We start from the raw sequence: 16594 nt of genomic DNA on the forward strand, positions 1-16594 counted from the left end.
CGCGGCCCCGTTCGTCGTGCTCGGCTGGTCGTGCTCGGCCGGTCGCGTCTCAGCCGGTCGCGGCCGGGGCGCCCAGGGTGCGCACCGCGGCGGCCAGCGGGGCGAGTTCTGGGCGCTGCTCGGCGGCGTCCAGGGCCTCGGCGAGGGCGCGGTCGTTGGTGGGCCGGGCCGCGGCGAGCAGGGCCAGGCCCGCCTCGGTGACGTTGGTGTAGATGCCGCGCCGGTCGGTGGGGCAGAGGTAGCGGGCGAGCAGGCCGCGGTCCTCCAGCCGGGTGACCAGGCGGGTGGTGGCGCTCTGGCTGAGCACGACCGCGTCGGCGAGCTGGTTCATCCGGAAGTGCCCGCCGGTGTCGTCATGCTGCCCGCTGAGCACGTCCAGCACCGAGAACTCCCGGACGCTGAGCTCGTGTTCGGCCTGCAGGGCGCGCTCGACGTGCGCCTCGATCCGGCCGTGCAGGGCGGTCAGGGCGCACCAGCCGTGCGCGAGTGCGGGGTCCGGTCGGGTCACGGCCGTGCTCCCTTCCGTCGGGTGGGGCTTGCATGGACGACAAGCTTATTCGAGACGTGCAAATTCCCGCGCGTGCAAGTACCGCGCGGCCCGGTGGGAAGAGGAGGCGGTCCCCGATGGAGCGAGCGGCCCGGCTGGACGCGCAGGAAGCCGCGCTGGACGTCCTGCTGGCGTCCCTCGGCGCCCGGGTCGACCCCGTCGAGGACGCCCGGGTGGCCCGGCTGGACGAGACCGCCCCCGGCTACGCCCAGTACCACCGGATCGGCCACAAGCGGCAGACCGCGTACCGGCTGCTGCTCGCCGACCGGGCCGCCGCCCACCGCGGCTACCCACTGGTGCTGGACGCGCTGCTGGCCGACGACGACCTGTCCTCGCCGCGCTGGTTCGCCCAGGTGCTGCTGGCCGTCGGCGGACGCCGCCGGCTCCAGGAGGAACTGCTCGCGGCCGTGGCGGGCGGCGACCCGCTCCGGCAGGGCTGCGCGGTCGGCGCCTGGCGCTGGGCCGACCCGCCGTACGGGGACTTCGGCAAGCGCTTTCCCGTTGCCTGCCGGGAGGCGGCGGAGCGGTGCGCCGACCCCTGGGCGCGGGAGCGGCTGGCGGGCTGAACCGGGCGGGGAGGGGGCCGGGGCTGTCTCGGCGGGTCGGCGGCGTGTTAGTTTCTTTGCCAATTCATGGCCTCCGCATGGTGTGAGGGATACCTGCGGGCCTGACAACGGGGAGAGGGACGCCGACATGGCGGGGGAGTTCACGGTCGATCCGGACACGCTGCGCCGGTTCGCCCGCACCAGCACCGAACGGGCCGAGCGGCTGCGGGCGATCCGCGCCGAACTCGGCGGCCACCAGCTGTCGCCGTCCGCCTTCGGGAAGCTCCCGGAGGCCGACGCGACCGCCCGCGACTACGCGGAGCGCTCCGAGGCGGCGATCGAGAACACCGGCGCGGGCGCCGACACCATGGACCGGATCGCCGAGTACGCGGACGGGATGGCCGCCGCCTACGAACGCGCCGACGAGGGCACCGCGCGCGCGATGACCGCGATCGCCGGAGGGCCGGTCGGATGAGCGGGCCGGTCGCGGGCGCCGTCGACGCCTACACGAAGATCAACGACTGGATGAGCCCGCTGGGCAGCGTCATCGACGAGATCATGCGCCCGATCGTCGAACCGCTCGCCGAACCCCTGGAGTTCGTCACCGGCGACCCCGAGGGGCTGGAGGCCGCCGCCGCGCTCTGGCAGCGGCAGGCCGAGCAACTGCGCGACCTGGTCGCCGACCAGCGCCGCGACCGGGCCGCCCTGGCCGGCGAGTGGCAGGGCGCCGCCGCCGACGCCTTCCAGCGCGAACTCGACGAGTACGAGCGGGCGTTGGAGGCCGAGGCGGAGGACATGGCGGCCACCGCCGAACTCCTCACCGAGGCCGCCGCCGAATCCCGGACGGCCCAGGACCTGGTCGAGACGGTGATCCGCGAGCTCATCGAGTGGGCGATCATCACGCTGGCGGCCTCGCTCGCCTTCAGCGTCGTCACGGCCGGTGTCTCGCTCGCCGCCGAGGCCGCCGCGGCCGCCGCCGAGGGCGCCATCGCCAGCGCCCGGATAGCCAACCTGGTGCGCAAGCTCGCCACCGCCCTGAAGAAGATCGCCGACGCGATGAAGGCGCTCAAGGCCGTCTCCAAGCGCCCGCACCTCAACCCGAAGAAGCCCTGGACCTGGAACAAGCCCCTCGACGTCGAGGCGTACCTGGCCAAGCAGGGCGTCAAGACCGTCGGCAAGGCCGGGCTGCACGGCATCGGGCTCACCGGCAATCCGGTCGGCGAGACGCTCCAGCAGGCCGCGCAGAGCGGCGCCGGCATCCTCGCCGACGAGGCCGACGACCGGATCGGCGGCACCACCGGCCCCAGCACCGCGCTGCGCGAGCGCACCGGCCTCGCCCAGCCCGCGCAGCCGCCCGCGCTCAGCGCCGAGGAGCGCCGCCGCCGGTTCGAGGACGCCTTCGGCTGACGGTCCGTCAATCCTGGCGCAGTGACAGTGAATCGACCGAGGAGGAGTACCGTGCTCGACCGGGACCGGCAGTTCGCCACGCCGTTCCTCGCCCCCGGCGAACAGCTGCGGGCCGCCGCACCCGTCTCGCTCGCGCCCGGCGTCCCCCGGCCGCCCGAGGAGCTGCTGACCCCCCGTCGGCCGGGCGAGCTGGAACAGAAGCTGGCCAAGCCGTTCGGCCTGCTGCGCCGCGCCTACGCCGTCGTCAACCCGGCCTCGGCCGCGGTCGGCGCCGTCGAGGACCGGCTGATGGACGCCGTCCCCGACACCGCCTGGCACGGCAAGGGCATGGACGGCGACTGGCGGTCCACCGCCGGGTGGCTGGTCGTCCGGCTGCACGAGGACGGGGCCAACGGCGGCGCGTTGCTCGCCCTCACCGGGGACCGGCTGCTGCTGATCGCCGACCGGGCCAAGCTCTGGCAGCTCACCGAACAGCACGCCCTGCAGGCCGAGTTGCCCCGCCACGAGATCACCGCGGCCCGCCGCAACGCGAAGGGCGTCACCCAGCGCGGCCGGGTCGACCTGCACTTCCGCGACGGCTCCTGGCTGGGGCTCACCACCCCGCTGCCGTCCGCGGCCGACGAACTCGCCGCCGCGTTCGGCGCGTTCTAGCCGCCCGGGAGTTGTCGACGACGGCGGGTCCTGGCCGCTCGGGAGTTCTGGACGACGGCGGGTTCCAGGTCTCGGGGAGGTCGGCGGGCCGCACCTGGCGAACGACGTGGCCTTCGCCCCCGACGGCACCGCGTACGTCACCGACACCTACGCCCCGGTCGTCCACCGGGTCGCGCCGGACGGCACGGCGTCCTGGTGGTCGGCAGGACCGACGACGCCTTGCTCCGGCGGATTCCGGTCGACCGGCCCCGGCGGTCACCCGTACGTGCTCGGCGGCCGCCTCGACCTGGTGTTCACGGGTGCCCCCGGCTCGGAGTTCACCCTGCGCCGGGTGGGTTGAGTCGGGCGTGCTTCGTCAGGCGGTGCGTGCGGTGGGGGAGTTGATGGCCGCGGCGGCCTCGGCGTGGCGGGTCAGGACGAGGCGGGCGAGCTCCGGGGCCGGGCCGAGGACCTGGGCGAGGTGGTCGGCGCCGTGGGCGGTCGCGGCGGTGGCGATCCGGTCCGGGAGCAGGCCCGGGGCCAGCAGGTACGGGGCGACGGCGGTGGTGCGGACGGCCGGGTCGGCGCGCAGGGCGGCCAGCGCGTCGGCGACGGTCGGGCCGGTGCCGGAGGCGTGCGCGGTGGTGACGGCGGCCCAGCTGCGGGAGCGCCGCCACTCGGCCGCCACCGCGCGGGTGGTGGCGTTGGCGGCCGGGTCGGAGGAACCGGCCGCCGCCAGGACCACGCCGGTGCGGGCGCGGACGGCCGGGTCGGCGACGTCCGGGCCGGACTCGGCGAGGCGGCGGTCGAGGGCGTCCAGGAGCAGGGGCGAGGGCCCGAGGACGTCCGCGACCGGGATCGCCGACCCGGCGGCGCGCAGGGCGGCCGGGATGTCGTGCTTCGCGTGGAAGGCGCGATTGAGCAGGAGCGGGACGGCGACGGCGTCGGTCAGGCGGGCGGCGACCTGGGCGATCCGGGGCGCGCAGTGGTCCAAGTAGGCCGTGGTGACGTCGAGTTCGGGGCGCAGCGCGCGGACGGCGGCGGCCAGGGCCTCGACGGTGGCGGCGTGCCGCGGGTCGCGGGAGCCGTGCGCGAGCAGCAGCAGGGGCGGGAGGGGGAAGCGGACTGCGGGGCGCGGGGCGGTCAGGTCGCTGCGGGCCCGGCGGGGCGACGGATCGAGCGACGGATCACTGTGCGCCGGGGCCCCGCGCCCCTGGCGGGGCGCGGGGGTGGCGGTGGTGCGGGGGGCCATGGGTCAGCGGGTGGTGACGAGGAGGCCGCGGCTGCGCAGGACGCGGCGTTCGACGGGGGAGAAGACCAGCAGGTCGATGGCGACGCCGACGACCAGGATGAGGATGATGCCGAGCAGGACGCCGGACATCTCGTTGAACTCGCGCTGGTTCTCCAGGTAGCGGCCGAGGCCGAGGCCCAGGTCGGGGGAGGAGGCGATGAGTTCGGCGGCCATCAGGGAGCGCCAGGAGAAGGCCCAGCCCTGCTTGAGGCCGGCCAGGTAGCCGGGGAGCGCGGCGGGGAGCAGGACGTGGCGGGCGCCGCGCAGGCCGGTCGCGCCGAGGGTCTGGCCGGCCCGGAGGTAGATCGGGGGGACCTGGTCGATGCCGGAGATCAGGCCGTTGGCGACGGAGGGGACGGCGCCGAGCAGGATGACGGCGTACATCGCGGAGTTGGTGATGCCGAGCCAGATGATCGCGGCGGGCACCCAGGCGACCGAGGGCAGCGACTGGAGGCCGGACAGGACCGGGCCGAGCGCGGCCCGGATCGGCTTGACCCGGGCGACCAGCAGGCCGATCGGGGTGCCGATGGCGACGGAGAGCACGAAGCCGGACAGGCCGCGCCAGACGCTGGTCCAGATGATGGAGAACAGCGTTCCGGCGTACCAGAGTTCGGTGAGCGAGTCCCAGACGCGGGCGGGGCTGGGGAGCTTGTCGGGGGTGGTGAGTTCCAGGCTGTAGGCGAGCTGCCACAGGGCCAGCACCAGGGCGACGCCGAGGATCGGCGGCAGCACCTTCTGCCGGAGCACCACGGTGACCGGGGTGCGCTGGGTGGGGACGGTCTCCAGGGCGTCGAGGCCGGCCTCGACGCTGGCGGAGTCGGCGGCGCCGTCCTTGGCGAGGGGGGCGGCTGCGGTGTCAGTGCTGGACATGGCGGCGGATCTCCCCACGCAGTTCTTCGGTGATCTCGATGGACAGATCCGCGACGCCGGCCGACTCGATGCGGCGCGGCTGCGGCATGTCGATCCGCCACTCCTTGGCGACCCGGCCGGGGCGGGAGGAGAGCAGCACGACGCGCTGGGCGAGGCGGACGGCCTCGCGGACGTTGTGGGTGACGAACAGGACGGTGAGGTTGCGCTCGGCCCAGATCCGGGTGATCTCGTCGTGCAGGACGTCCCGGGTGATGGCGTCGAGCGCGGCGAACGGCTCGTCCATCAGCAGGACGGAGCTGCCCTGGGCGAGCGAGCGGGCCAGGGCGACGCGCTGGCGCATGCCGCCGGAGAGCTCGTGGACGCGCTTCTTGTAGGAGCCGCCGAGGCGGACCAGGTCGAGCAGCCGCTCGGCCTCGGTGACGCGTTCGGCCTTGCCCACGCCGGCCAGCCGGAGGGCGAGTTCGATGTTCTTGCCGGCGGTGAGCCAGGGGAACAGGGCGTGGTCCTGGAACATCAGCGCTGGGCGGCCGCCGGGGACCTCGATGGTGCCGGAGGTGGGCTTGTCGAGGCCGGCCACCAGGTTGAGCAGGGTGGACTTGCCGCAGCCGGAGGCGCCGAGCAGCGTGACGAACTCGCCGGGCGCGACGGTGAGGTCGATGTCCTCCAGCACCGGTGCGGCGGTGCCGGGACGGCCGAAGGTCTTGTGCACGTGCGAGAGCCGGACGGCGATCGGGCCGTCCGGGCGGCCCGCGCCGGCGGCGTCGGGCGAGGTGGTCAGTGCCGTGGTCACGGGCACCTCCTGCGGGTGTGGTTCCGGGCAGGGCGGGAAGCTCGGGTGTCCGGGGTCCGGCCCCGCGCCCGCCCGCTGAGTGGGCATCGGGTGGGCGGGCGCGGGGCGGACCTCGGGGCCTGGAGGGCTACTTGGTGCCGAGGCCGGCGTCGGCGACGGCGGGCTGCCCCGCGTCCTTCAGCACCTTGTTCAGCAGGGACAGGTCGTAGATCCCGGTCAGGTTCGGCTTCTTCAGCAGACCCGCGGTGACGGCGTGGTCGGCCTCGGCCTGCAGGGTGTTGGCCAGCGGGTCGTCCAGGAAGTCGATGTCCTGCCAGGCCGGGTCGAGGACCGCGGCGTCCAGCGCGTTGCCGGCGTCGGCCTTGATCTGCTCGTTGGCGACGGCCTTGGCCTGGTCGGAGTTGGCCTTGATCCAGGCGTTGGTCTTCACCGAGCCGCGCAGCACGGCCTCGACCACGTCCGGGTGCTCCTTGAGGAACTTCTGCGAGACGATCAGGTTGGTGATGACGAACTTCTTGTCCGGCCAGACGTCCTTCTCGTTGAGCAGGACCTTCGCGCCCAGGGTGACCAGCTTGGAGGCGGTCGGCTCGGGCACCCAGGCGCCGTCGATGGAGCCGGACTTGTAGGCGTCGGGGGTGACCTTGTTGTCGGTGCGCAGCACCTTGACGTCGCCGTCGCCGGAGTTGGCGTCGACCTTGTAGCCCTTCTCCGCCAGGTAGTTGAGCAGGGCGACGTCCTGGGTGTTGCCGAGCTGCGGAGTGGCGAGCTTCTTGCCCTTGAGGTCGTCCAGGGTCTTGATCTTGTCCGGGTTGACGACCAGCTTGACGCCGCCGGAGGCCGAACCGCCGATGATCTTCAGGGACTTGCCGTCGGACTTGGTGTAGCCGTTGATCGCCGGGGAGGGGCCGATCCAGCCGATGTCGATCGAGCCGGCGTTCAGCGCCTCGATCTCGGCGGGGCCGGCGTTGAAGACCTGGGTCTTGATCTGGGTGCCGCCGAGCTCCTTCTGCAGGATGCCCTGCTTGAGGCCGACCAGCGCGGTGCCGTGGGTGAGGTTGGCGAAGTAGCCGATCTTCACGGTGTCGGCGGAGAGCTTGGCGCCGGAGGCGGCGGGCGCGGCCGACGCCTTGTCGTCGCTCTTGGCGCCGTAGGAGCAGGCGGTCAGCAGGCCGGCGGTGGTGGCCATGGCGACGGCGGCGACGGCGGCGCGTCTGATCCGGCCGGCGTTGGGGCGGACGGGGGTATGGGTGTACTGGGTGCTCGGTGCCATGAGAGGGGTGTCCCGTTCGAAGAGAAGTGAAGGTGCGTGCCTGACCGGGGCCGGGTCCGGCCGTCGTGCCTGCTGCGGGAAGGCGCGGCGGCTGCGGGCCCGGTGACAGGGGATCAGCCCTGTCCGCCCCCACATCGCGTCAGGCCGCCCTGGCCGCTGCCGAGGACGCCGCTGCCGATGCGGCCGCCTTCCTTGTCCATGCCCGAGAACGCCTCGCTGGGCATCAGACCCAGTCCTCCTCGTGGGAAGCGTCGGTGGTGCTGACGGTGTCGAAGGCCTCGCCCGCCATGCCGGCGGTGAGGGTGGTGCCGTCGGACGGGTCGATCAGGATGAACGAGCCCGTGCGGCGGTTGTCGGAGTAGTCGTCGAGGGCCAGCGGCTCGGCGGTGCGCAGCACCACGTGGCCGATGTCGTTGACGTGCAACCCCTCGGCGCCGGAACGCCGTTCGAGCGAGTCGATGTCGATGCGGTAGCTGATCTCCTTGACCAGCGCGCGCACCGTGCGGGTGGTGTGCTTGAGCAGCACCTTCGCGCCGACGTGCAGCGGACGCTCGTTCAGGTGGCAGACGGTGGCCTCGACGTCCTTGGTGGGGACGGGGGCCGGGGCGCCCGCGATCAGGTCGCCGCGGGAGACGTCGATGTCGTCCGCGAGGCGGACCGTCACCGACTGCGGGGCCCAGGCGAGGTCGGTGGCCGTGCCGAGCGCGTCGATCGCCGCGACGGTGGTGGTGTGGCCGGAGGGCAGCACCGTCACCGGGTCGCCGACCCGCAGTACGCCGGAGGCCAACTGGCCCGCGTAGCCGCGGTAGTCGTGGAACTCCTCGCTCTGCGGGCGGATCACGTACTGGACCGGGAAGCGGGCCGGCTCGGCGCTCGGGTCGGTGCCGACCGGGACGGTCTCCAGGTGTTCCAGCAGGGTCGGGCCGCCGTACCAGTCCATGTGCGCGGACGGCTCGACCACGTTGTCGCCGGCCAGCGCCGAGATCGGCACCGCCACGACGTCCTTGACCCCGAGCGAGGCCGCGTAGGCGGTGAACTCCTCGGCGATGGCGGCGAAGACCGGCTCCGCGTACGCGACCAGGTCCATCTTGTTGACCGCGAGGACGACGTGCGGGACGCGCAGCAGGGCGGCGACCGCGGCGTGCCGGCGGGTCTGCTCGACCACGCCGTTGCGGGCGTCGACCAGCACCACGGCCAGCTCGGCGGTGGACGCGCCGGTCACCATGTTGCGGGTGTACTGCACGTGGCCGGGCGTGTCGGCGAGGACGAACCGGCGCCGGGCGGTGGCGAAGTAGCGGTACGCGACGTCGATGGTGATGCCCTGCTCGCGCTCGGCCCGCAGGCCGTCGGTGAGCAGCGCCAGGTCGGGGGTCTCCTGGCCGCGCCGGCGGGAGGCGTGCTCGACGGCCTCCAGCTGGTCGGCCAGCACCGACTTGGAGTCGTGCAGCAGCCGGCCCACCAGGGTGGACTTGCCGTCGTCGACGGAGCCCGCGGTGGCGAAGCGCAGCAGCGAGGTGGCGGTGCCGGTCTGGGTCTTACCGGCCTGGGTGGTGCTCATTGCTTAGAAGTACCCCTCGCGCTTGCGGTCTTCCATCGCGGCCTCGGACATCTTGTCGTCGGCGCGCGTCGCTCCTCGTTCGGTGAGGCGGCTGGCGGCGATCTCGGTGATCACGGCCTCGATGGTGTCGGCGTCGGAGTCGACCGCGCCGGTGCAGGACATGTCGCCGACGGTGCGGTAGCGCACCAGCCGGGTCTCGACCTGCTCGTTCGCCTTCGGGCCGCCCCACTCGCCGGCGGTCAGCCACATGCCGTCGCGCTTGAACACCTCGCGCTCGTGGGCGTAGTAGATCTCCGGGAGCTCGATGTTCTCCCGCTCGATGTACTGCCAGACGTCCAGCTCGGTCCAGTTGGAGAGCGGGAACACCCGGACGTGCTCGCCGACCGCGTGCCGGCCGTTGTACAGCGACCACAGCTCGGGTCGCTGGCGGCGCGGGTCCCAGGCGCCGAACTCGTCGCGCAGCGAGAAGACCCGCTCCTTGGCGCGGGCCTTCTCCTCGTCACGGCGGCCGCCGCCGAACACGGCGTCGAACTTGTTGGACTCGATGCCGTCCAGCAGCGGGACGGTCTGCAGCGGGTTGCGCAGCCCGTCCGGGCGCTCGCGCAGCACGCCGCGGTCGATGTAGTCCTGCACCGCGGCGACGTGCAGCCGCAGGTGGTGCTTGGCCACCGCGCGGTCCCGGTACGCCAGCACCTCGGGGAAGTTGTGCCCGGTGTCGACGTGCAGCAGGGCGAACGGCACCGGCGCGGGCGCGAACGCCTTCAGCGCCAGGTGCAGCATCACGATGGAGTCCTTGCCGCCGGAGAACAGGATCACCGGCCGCTCGAACTCGCCCGCGACCTCGCGGAAGACGTGCACCGACTCCGCTTCGAGGGCATCCAGGTGGGACAGCGCGAAGGGCGTGTCCTCGGCCCGGAACAGGCGCTGCGTGGTGACGGTCATGCGAGGCCCCTCTCGGTCAGGAAGGCATGCAGTTCTTCGGCGGACTCGGCCACCGACCGGCCCTGCGTCTGGAGGCGCAACTCCGGCTTCTCGGGGGCCTCGTACGGGTCGTCGACCCCGGTCAGTCCGGAGATCTCCCCGGCCGCCTGCTTGGCGTACAGGCCCTTGACGTCCCGCTCGGAGCAGAGCTCGACCGGGGTGGCGACGTGGATCTCCAGGAACTCGGTGCCGTTGGCGGCGTGCCGCTCGCGCACCGCGGCGCGGGAGTCGGCGAACGGGGCGATCACCGGGGCGAGCACCTTGACGCCGTTGGCGGCCAGCTTCTCGGCCACGAAGCCGATCCGGGTGACGTTGGTGTGCCGGTCCTCGCGGGAGAAGCCGAGGCCCTTGGAGAGGAACTCGCGGATCTCGTCGCCGTCCAGCACCTCGACCCGGTGGCCCTCGGCGCGCAGCCGCTCGGCGAGCGCGAACGCGAGGGTGGTCTTGCCCGCGCTGGGCAGCCCGGTCAGCCACACGGTGGCGCCGCGCTCGCGGCCCGCGGCCAGAGTGTCGGCGGTGGTCACGGTGCTTTCTCCTGACGGTCGGTGACGGTGGTTCGGGTACGTGGCGGTCAGAGGTGGATGCCGCACTCGGTCTTGCCGGAGCCGGCCCAGCGGCCGGCCCGGCCCTGCTCGCCCTCGCCCGGCTTGGCGGTGCAGGACAGCGGCGAGCAGCCGATCGAGGTGTACCCCTCCCACAGCAGCGGGTTCAGCAGCACCCCGTGGGCCTGCACGTACGCGTCCACGTCGGCCTGGGTCCAGCGGGCGATCGGGGCGATCTTCACCTTGCGGCGCTTGGCGTCCCAGGCCACCACCGGGGTGTCGGCGCGGGACGGCGACTCGTCGCGGCGCAGCCCCGTCGCCCAGGCGTCGTACGCCCCCAGGCCGCGGTTCAGCGGCTCGACCTTGCGCAGCGAGCAGCACAGGTCCGGGTCCCGGTCGTGCAGGTTCGGCCCGTACTCGGCGTCCTGCTCGGCCACGGTGAGCTTCGGGGTCAGCGTGATCACGTTGACCGGCATGGTGGCGGCGACCGCGTCCCGGGTGCCGATGGTCTCCGGGAAGTGGTAGCCGGTGTCCAGGAACACCACGTCCACGCCGGGCAGGGCGGTGGACGCCAGGTGGGCGACCACCGCGTCCTCCATCGAGGACGTCACGCAGAAGCGCTTGCCGAAGGTGTCGGCGGCCCAGCGCAGCACCTCCTGCGCGGTGGCCTCCTCCAGCTCGCGGCCCGCGGCGACGGCTATCGCCTCGTGGTCAGTCGCGGTCGTCATGTCCGTTGCCCCCGTCGGTGGTTGACAGCAGTCCGAGGAACTTCAGCTGGAAGCCCCGGCGGCACGCCCGGCACTCCCACGCGCCGTGGCCGCTCTCGGAGGGGCGCAGGTCCTCGTCCCCGCAGTACGGGCAGTAGAAGGGGGCCGCTCGCTCGCTCACGACAGCTGCTCCTCGGTGGCCCGGACCGTCCACTGGGCGAAGCGCTCGCCGTCCTGACGGTCCGCCTGGTAGCGGGTCAGCAGGCGCTCGACGTAGTCGGGCAGTTCGGCGCTGGTGACCTTGAGGCCGCGGATCTTGCGGCCGAAGCCCGTGTCCAGGCCGAGCGCGCCGCCCAGGTGCACCTGGAAGCCCTCGACCTGCTCGCCGTTCGCGTCGGTGACCAGCTGGCCCTTGAGGCCGATGTCGGCGGTCTGGATCCGGGCGCAGGCGTTCGGGCAGCCGTTGATGTTGATGCTCAGCGGCTCGTCGAACTCCGGGAGGCGGCGCTCCAGTTCGTCGATCAGGGACTGGCCGCGGCCCTTGGTCTCGACGATCGCCAGCTTGCAGTACTCGATGCCGGTGCAGGCCATCGTGCCGCGGCGGAACGTCGACGGGGTGACCCGCAGGTCCAGCGCCTCCAGGCCGGCCACCAGGGACTCGACCTGCTCCTCGGCCACGTCCAGCACGATCATCTTCTGCTCGACGGTGGTGGCCAGGCGGCCCGAGCCGTGCTCGGCGGCCAGGTCGGCGATCCGGGTGAGCAGCTTGCCGTTGACCCGGCCGACCCGCGGCGCGAAGCCGACGTAGAAGTTGCCGTCCTTCTGCCGGTGCACGCCGACGTGGTCGCGCCAGCGGTTGCTGGGCTCCTGCGGGCCGGGGCCGTCGACCAGTTCGCGCTTCAGGTACTCGTCCTCCAGCACCTGGCGGAACTTCTCCGGGCCCCAGTCGGCGACCAGGAACTTCAACCGGGCGCGGGTGCGCAGCCGGCGGTAGCCGTAGTCGCGGAAGATGCCGATCACGCCCGCCCAGACGTCCGGGACCTCCTCCAGCGGGACCCAGGCGCCGAGCCGCACGCCCAGCTTCGGGTTGGTGGACAGGCCGCCGCCGACCCACAGGTCGAAGCCCGGGCCGTGCTCGGGGTGGACCACGCCGACGAAGGCGATGTCGTTGATCTCGTGCACCACGTCGAGCAGCGGGGAGCCGGAGATCGCCGACTTGAACTTGCGCGGCAGGTTGGAGAACTCCTTGCTGCCGATGTAGCGGCGCTGGATCTCGTCGATCGCCCAGCTGCCGTCGATGATCTCGTCCTCGGCGATGCCCGCGACCGGGGAGCCGATCACCACGCGCGGGCAGTCGCCGCACGCCTCGGTGGTGGACAGGCCGACGGCCTCCAGCTTCTGCCAGATCGCCGGGACGTCCTCGATCCGCACCCAGTGGTACTGGACGTTCTGGCGGTCCGTCAGGTCGGCGGTGCCGCGCGCGTACTGCTCGGAGACCTCGCCGATCGCCTTCAGCTGGGCGACGGTGAGCTGCCCGCCGTCGATGCGCACCCGCATCATGAAGTACTCGTCGTCGAGCTCGTGCGGCTCCAGCAGGGCGGTCTTGCCGCCGTCGATGCCCTGCTTGCGCTGGGTGTACAGGCCCCACCAGCGCATCCGGCCGCGCAGGTCGTTCGGGTCGATCGAGTCGAAGCCGCGGTGCGCGTAGATCGTCTCAATGCGCGTCCGCACGTTGAGACCGTCGTCGTCCTTCTTGAACTGCTCGTTGCCGTTCAGGGGCGTGAAGTGCCCCATGCCCCACTGGCCCTCGCCGCGGTGGCGGGTCACCTTGCGGGCGGCGGGGCGGGCCGCGGGGGCGGCGCCGTCCTGAGGCTCGACCGTTTCGGGAGTGCGGGCCATGGTGTTCAGTCCTTTGAGCGGCTTGGCAGGTGCGAGGGTGGCGGCCCCCGGACGCGCTCCGCTCCCACCTGCGGATCTCGGCAGGCGGTGGGAGGGGGTGACGCTGGGCCGGGTGCGTCGTCCGGGCATCCGCGACGGCGGGGAGGCGCGGACCGTTCGCCGGTGGTGCGGCGCGGGGATGGGGCTCAGGTCACCGGACAGATGGCGCTGGACACGCGAAGGAGGTCGACGTGGAGTCGGCCAACTAGGGTGGTTCCGGCGCTAGGCATGGCAAGAGATTCGCACGGCGAACGACTCGCGGTCCACTAACGTCCGAATGCTGGACTCTGGCGTTCCGCATGATGGGACTCCGGGCAGTGCGCGGCCGGTCCGGGCGCTGCGGCCCGCCGGTTCCGGGCGCCGCCGCTCCGGCCGCAGAGCCCGGGCCGATACCGTAGGGGCGTGCAAGCAGCAGGCAGTGGACCCCAGCCGCCCGACGGGCCCGGGCAGAGCGGCGGCCGGGCCGCCCGCAGACGCGGCGGGCGGCGCCGCGCCGCGAAGCGAACCACCTGGTACCACACGCTCTGGGGGCTGGTGAAGGACACCAGCAACACCTGCGTCGAGTACCGGGTCACCGGACTCGCCGCCGAGGCCGCATTCTTCACATTGTTGTCCATTCCGCCGCTGCTGCTCTGCCTCGCGGGCACCCTCGGCTACCTCGACGACATCCTCGGCGCGGGCACCATCGACAAGCTCAAGCAGGACATCGTCTCGGCATCCGGGACGGTGCTCTCACCGAGCTCGGTCGAGCAGATCGTCCAACCCCTGCTGCACGACGTCTTCGACAACGCCCGGCCCGACCTGATCTCGATCGGCTTCCTGCTCTCGCTCTGGTCCGGATCGCGGGCGCTCTACATCTTCATCGACACCATCACCGTGATGTACGGCCTCGACGGCAAGCGCGGACTGGTCAAGACCCGGCTGATGTCGCTCGGCCTCTACCTCGGTGCGCTGGTGATCGGCTCGCTGGTGCTGCCGCTGCTGCTGGCCGGCCCCGGCCTGGTGATCGGCGCCTTCCAGGGCTCGGCCGGAGTGGTCGACGCCCTCTACTGGCCCGCCTCGATCCTGCTGCTGATCGTCTTCCTCACCACCCTCTACCACGTGGCCGTCCCGGTCTCCACACCCTGGCGCGAGGACATCCCCGGCGCGCTGGTCGCCCTGCTGGTCCTGGTGGTGTGCAGCGTCGCGCTCCGGCTGTACCTGGTCAACTCGGTCGAGGGCCACTCCGTCTACGGGCAGCTCGCCGCGCCGGTCGCCGTGCTGCTGTGGATCTTCGTGGTGGCGCTGGCGGTGCTGATCGGCGCCGCGATGAACGCCGCGACGGACCGCCGCTGGCCCACCGTCGAGACCGCCGACGCCCGCGCCGAGAACGAGCGCCTCGCCGAGGAGGATGCCGTCCGGCGCGGCCGCGAGGCCGCCGCCCGGCGGGCCGTCGGACGCGCCGAACGGACCCGCCGGTTCGGCCTCGCCGAGGGTCACGACGAGGACCTCTACGGCGAGTACGGCGAGTACGGCGAGGGGCCGGAGGGGGACGACGACCTGCTGCCGCCCAGCGAGTACCCCGAGCGGTGGGCCGGCTTCCTGCCGCCCGAGGACGTCCGCCGGCGCCTCGGCGGCGTCCGCCGCCGCCCCCAGGGCCCGCCCGGGTCCGCAGGCCCCCACGGGTCCTGAAGTCCGGACAGGCGGGCCGGCAGCGGCGGCGGCGGGTCCGTGCGGTGCGCCGACGCGTGCGCGTGCGCGCAGCCGGCCGGGTGTCGGACCGTCGCGTGCCGGGCCGGCCGGTGTCGTATCGCCGGGTGCCGGGCCGCCGGGTCCCGGACTGCCGGGTGTTGGATCGCCGGGTGCCGGATCGCCGGGTGCCGGATCGCCGGGTCCCGCTCGCGATCGGGCAGAGTCGCCCAGGACATCACGCTTCCCCCGTCCTCCCGGCCTCCCCGCCGGGAACGGCGGGCACCGTGCGCCGCCGTCGTGGTCAGTGATGTCCGCGCGCGGTGGCGGGACGGCTGGAGAAGCCTTGCGCGCCTTGCGGAATCCTTGCGTCCTGATTTCCGCTCAACTCCATTGCCCTGAAAGAGAGTTGGCACGTTCTTCGGTGCGGCGGGAAAATCGGTGGCGATCGGGGCGGGCGGGGACTACCGTGGCGTCCGCCGATCGAGGGCGCCCCAGGGCGGGGCGTTCGAGGCGCGTCGCAGAAGAGGAGGTGAGGACCGTGCAGCTCGTTCTTGCCGGTGCAATCACCCGCAACCCGAAGTCCGTCCAGTCCTGCATCCCCCGGTCTCCGGCCGACCTCTCCCCGGTGTCGCCCGCGCGCTGACGCCACTCCCTCCGGCCGGGGCCGTCCGTCCTTCGAAGGGCCCCTCTTGACCTCCACGCACACCCCTGCCCACCCGCTCGCCGGCCTCGGCTGGACGGACGACCGGGCAGTCGCCTTCACCCCGCTCGCCGAAGCGGGCCTGCTGCCCGGGCGGATCACCCGCATCGACCGCGGCAGCTGCGAAGTCCTGTACGCCGACCCGGAGACGGGCGAGGCCGCCGTGCTGCGCGCCGACACCCGTCCCGTGCTGGGCGAGGAAACCGTCCAGCACCCGTGCACCGGCGACTGGATCGCCCTCGACCCGCACGCCCGCCCCGTCCCCGCCGTCGCCGCGGTGCTGCCCCGCACCACCGCCGTCGTCCGCAAGAGCGCCCACAAGCGTTCCGAGGGTCAGGTGCTGGCCGCCAACGTCGACACCGTGCTGATCGCCGTCTCGCTCGCCGCGGAGCCCGATCTCGGCCGGGTCGAGCGCTTCCTCGCGCTCGCCTGGGAGTCCGGGGCCGAACCACTGATCGTCCTGACCAAGTCCGATTTGGTCAATGATGGTGCATTTGTCCGGGCGGACGTCGAGGCGGTCGCACCGGGGGTCACCGTCCTGGCGGTCAGCGCCGAGACCGGCGAGGGCATCGACGTCCTGCGCGCCCTCACCACCGGCTCCTGCGCCCTGATCGGCCAGTCCGGCGCCGGCAAGTCCACCCTCACCAACGCCCTCGCCGGCGCCGACGCCATGACGGTCCAACAGGTCCGCTCGGTCGACGAGAAGGGCCGCCACACCACCACCACCCGCGAGCTGATCCCGCTCCCCGGCGGCGGCGCCGTCATCGACACCCCCGGCCTCCGCGGCGTCGGCCTCTTCGGTGGCGAGGGCGTCGAACAGGCGTTCGCCGACATTGCCTCGATCGCGGAGAATTGTCGCTTTGTCGACTGCTCGCACCGCAGTGAGCCCGGCTGCGCCGTCCGCACCGCCCTGGCCGACGGCACGCTCCCCGAGCGCCGCTGGGAGAGCTGCCTGAAGCTCCAGAAGGAGAACGCCTTCATCGCCTCCCGCACCGACGCCCGCCTGCGTGCCGAACGGTCCCGCCACTGGAAGACCGTCACCAAGTCCGCCCGCCTGGCCCGCTCCGCCCCGAAGCCCTGACGCCCCGTCGGGTCCGGGGGAGACGTACCAACGGCCCGCATCCTGGTCATCGGATGCGGGCCGTTC

The 16594-nt window shown here is 73.0% G+C and carries 19 protein-coding genes; 7 read left to right on the plus strand and 12 right to left on the minus strand.

Annotation, left to right across the window (positions count from 1 at the left end):
- Positions 1–49 precede the first annotated feature (49 nt).
- Complete coding sequence (locus ACIOHG_RS07035; protein ID WP_400946287.1) at positions 50–508, minus strand: MarR family winged helix-turn-helix transcriptional regulator; 459 nt, start codon at positions 506–508, stop codon at positions 50–52.
- A gap of 116 nt (positions 509–624) precedes the next feature.
- Between ACIOHG_RS07035 and ACIOHG_RS07040 the strand changes: the two genes are divergently transcribed.
- The 5 genes from ACIOHG_RS07040 (at position 625) to ACIOHG_RS07060 (ending at position 3490) form a co-directional block, all read left to right on the plus strand.
- A complete protein-coding gene (locus ACIOHG_RS07040; protein ID WP_400946290.1) occupies positions 625–1113 on the plus strand; it encodes a hypothetical protein in 489 nt (162 codons plus the stop codon).
- A gap of 127 nt (positions 1114–1240) precedes the next feature.
- The gene (locus tag ACIOHG_RS07045) at positions 1241–1567 is read left to right on the plus strand and encodes a type VII secretion target (protein ID WP_400946292.1); all 327 of its coding nucleotides are present in this window, start codon (positions 1241–1243) and stop codon (positions 1565–1567) included.
- The gene (locus ACIOHG_RS07050; RefSeq protein WP_400946294.1) at positions 1564–2499 is read left to right on the plus strand and encodes a WXG100 family type VII secretion target; all 936 of its coding nucleotides are present in this window, start codon (positions 1564–1566) and stop codon (positions 2497–2499) included. The genes ACIOHG_RS07045 and ACIOHG_RS07050 overlap by 4 nt, the downstream gene beginning before the upstream one ends.
- 51 nt (positions 2500–2550) lie before the next feature.
- Positions 2551–3150: a hypothetical protein gene (locus ACIOHG_RS07055; protein WP_400946296.1), complete on the plus strand. Its 600-nt coding sequence runs from the start codon at positions 2551–2553 to the stop codon at positions 3148–3150.
- A 106-nt stretch (positions 3151–3256) separates the two neighbouring features.
- The gene (locus ACIOHG_RS07060; protein ID WP_400946298.1) at positions 3257–3490 is read left to right on the plus strand and encodes a hypothetical protein; all 234 of its coding nucleotides are present in this window, start codon (positions 3257–3259) and stop codon (positions 3488–3490) included.
- A gap of 15 nt (positions 3491–3505) precedes the next feature.
- Here the strand turns inward: ACIOHG_RS07060 and ACIOHG_RS07065 are convergent, their stop codons facing one another.
- The 11 genes from ACIOHG_RS07065 to ACIOHG_RS07115 all read right to left on the minus strand — a co-directional run bounded on the left by ACIOHG_RS07065 (position 3506) and on the right by ACIOHG_RS07115 (position 13306).
- On the minus strand, positions 3506–4381 hold the full coding sequence (locus tag ACIOHG_RS07065) for a sirohydrochlorin chelatase (protein WP_400946299.1): 876 nt from the start codon (positions 4379–4381) through the stop codon (positions 3506–3508).
- 3 nt (positions 4382–4384) lie between these two features.
- Positions 4385–5290, minus strand: a complete 906-nt coding sequence (locus ACIOHG_RS07070) for an ABC transporter permease (protein ID WP_400946301.1) — start codon at positions 5288–5290, stop codon at positions 4385–4387.
- Positions 5277–6080, minus strand: coding sequence for an ABC transporter ATP-binding protein (locus tag ACIOHG_RS07075; protein WP_400946303.1), 804 nt, complete (start codon positions 6078–6080; stop codon positions 5277–5279). The genes ACIOHG_RS07070 and ACIOHG_RS07075 overlap by 14 nt, the downstream gene beginning before the upstream one ends.
- Positions 6081–6207: 127 nt before the next feature.
- Positions 6208–7266 (minus strand): aliphatic sulfonate ABC transporter substrate-binding protein, encoded by a 1059-nt coding sequence (locus ACIOHG_RS07080; protein WP_400946699.1) that lies wholly within the window; start codon positions 7264–7266, stop codon positions 6208–6210.
- 307 nt (positions 7267–7573) lie between these two features.
- Positions 7574–8908, minus strand: coding sequence for a sulfate adenylyltransferase subunit 1 (locus tag ACIOHG_RS07085; RefSeq protein WP_400946305.1), 1335 nt, complete (start codon positions 8906–8908; stop codon positions 7574–7576).
- 3 nt (positions 8909–8911) lie between these two features.
- Positions 8912–9850 (minus strand): sulfate adenylyltransferase subunit CysD, encoded by a 939-nt coding sequence (cysD, locus tag ACIOHG_RS07090; protein WP_400946307.1) that lies wholly within the window; start codon positions 9848–9850, stop codon positions 8912–8914.
- Positions 9847–10413: an adenylyl-sulfate kinase gene (gene cysC / locus ACIOHG_RS07095; RefSeq protein WP_400946310.1), complete on the minus strand. Its 567-nt coding sequence runs from the start codon at positions 10411–10413 to the stop codon at positions 9847–9849. The genes cysD and cysC overlap by 4 nt, the downstream gene beginning before the upstream one ends.
- A 47-nt stretch (positions 10414–10460) precedes the next feature.
- A complete protein-coding gene (locus ACIOHG_RS07100) occupies positions 10461–11159 on the minus strand; it encodes a phosphoadenylyl-sulfate reductase (protein WP_400946313.1) in 699 nt (232 codons plus the stop codon).
- Positions 11143–11319: a hypothetical protein gene (locus ACIOHG_RS07105; protein ID WP_176186968.1), complete on the minus strand. Its 177-nt coding sequence runs from the start codon at positions 11317–11319 to the stop codon at positions 11143–11145. Before ACIOHG_RS07105 ends, ACIOHG_RS07100 begins: the two co-directional genes overlap by 17 nt.
- Positions 11316–13037 (minus strand): nitrite/sulfite reductase, encoded by a 1722-nt coding sequence (locus ACIOHG_RS07110; RefSeq protein ID WP_400946317.1) that lies wholly within the window; start codon positions 13035–13037, stop codon positions 11316–11318. The genes ACIOHG_RS07105 and ACIOHG_RS07110 overlap by 4 nt, the downstream gene beginning before the upstream one ends.
- Before the next feature lie 185 nt (positions 13038–13222).
- On the minus strand, positions 13223–13306 hold the full coding sequence (locus ACIOHG_RS07115; protein WP_310593185.1) for a putative leader peptide: 84 nt from the start codon (positions 13304–13306) through the stop codon (positions 13223–13225).
- Positions 13307–13610: 304 nt separating this feature from the next.
- Between ACIOHG_RS07115 and ACIOHG_RS07120 the strand changes: the two genes are divergently transcribed.
- Entirely contained in the window at positions 13611–14747 is a 1137-nt protein-coding gene (locus ACIOHG_RS07120) for a YihY/virulence factor BrkB family protein (protein ID WP_400946320.1), read from the plus strand.
- A gap of 689 nt (positions 14748–15436) precedes the next feature.
- A complete protein-coding gene (gene rsgA / locus ACIOHG_RS07125; RefSeq protein ID WP_400946322.1) occupies positions 15437–16528 on the plus strand; it encodes a ribosome small subunit-dependent GTPase A in 1092 nt (363 codons plus the stop codon).
- The last annotated feature ends 66 nt before the right edge of the window (positions 16529–16594 follow it).

Source organism: Kitasatospora sp. NPDC088134 (assembly GCF_044741705.1).
In the GTDB taxonomy this organism is placed as follows: Bacteria; Actinomycetota; Actinomycetes; order Streptomycetales; family Streptomycetaceae; genus Kitasatospora.

What these genes read in the sequence shown, in the direction of transcription:
- ACIOHG_RS07080 (WP_400946699.1), bottom strand. Translation starts at nt 7,266, where the DNA reads ATGGCCACCACCGCCGGCCTGCTGACCGCCTGCTCCTACGGCGCCAAG.
- ACIOHG_RS07085 (WP_400946305.1), bottom strand. Translation starts at nt 8,908, where the DNA reads ATGAGCACCACCCAGGCCGGTAAGACCCAGACCGGCACCGCCACCTCG.
- ACIOHG_RS07050 (WP_400946294.1), top strand. Translation starts at nt 1,564, where the DNA reads ATGAGCGGGCCGGTCGCGGGCGCCGTCGACGCCTACACGAAGATCAAC.
- ACIOHG_RS07065 (WP_400946299.1), bottom strand. Translation starts at nt 4,381, where the DNA reads ATGGCCCCCCGCACCACCGCCACCCCCGCGCCCCGCCAGGGGCGCGGG.
- ACIOHG_RS07040 (WP_400946290.1), top strand. Translation starts at nt 625, where the DNA reads ATGGAGCGAGCGGCCCGGCTGGACGCGCAGGAAGCCGCGCTGGACGTC.
- ACIOHG_RS07115 (WP_310593185.1), bottom strand. Translation starts at nt 13,306, where the DNA reads ATGCCTAGCGCCGGAACCACCCTAGTTGGCCGACTCCACGTCGACCTC.
- ACIOHG_RS07070 (WP_400946301.1), bottom strand. Translation starts at nt 5,290, where the DNA reads ATGTCCAGCACTGACACCGCAGCCGCCCCCCTCGCCAAGGACGGCGCC.
- cysD (WP_400946307.1), bottom strand. Translation starts at nt 9,850, where the DNA reads ATGACCGTCACCACGCAGCGCCTGTTCCGGGCCGAGGACACGCCCTTC.
- ACIOHG_RS07100 (WP_400946313.1), bottom strand. Translation starts at nt 11,159, where the DNA reads ATGACGACCGCGACTGACCACGAGGCGATAGCCGTCGCCGCGGGCCGC.
- ACIOHG_RS07110 (WP_400946317.1), bottom strand. Translation starts at nt 13,037, where the DNA reads ATGGCCCGCACTCCCGAAACGGTCGAGCCTCAGGACGGCGCCGCCCCC.
- ACIOHG_RS07045 (WP_400946292.1), top strand. Translation starts at nt 1,241, where the DNA reads ATGGCGGGGGAGTTCACGGTCGATCCGGACACGCTGCGCCGGTTCGCC.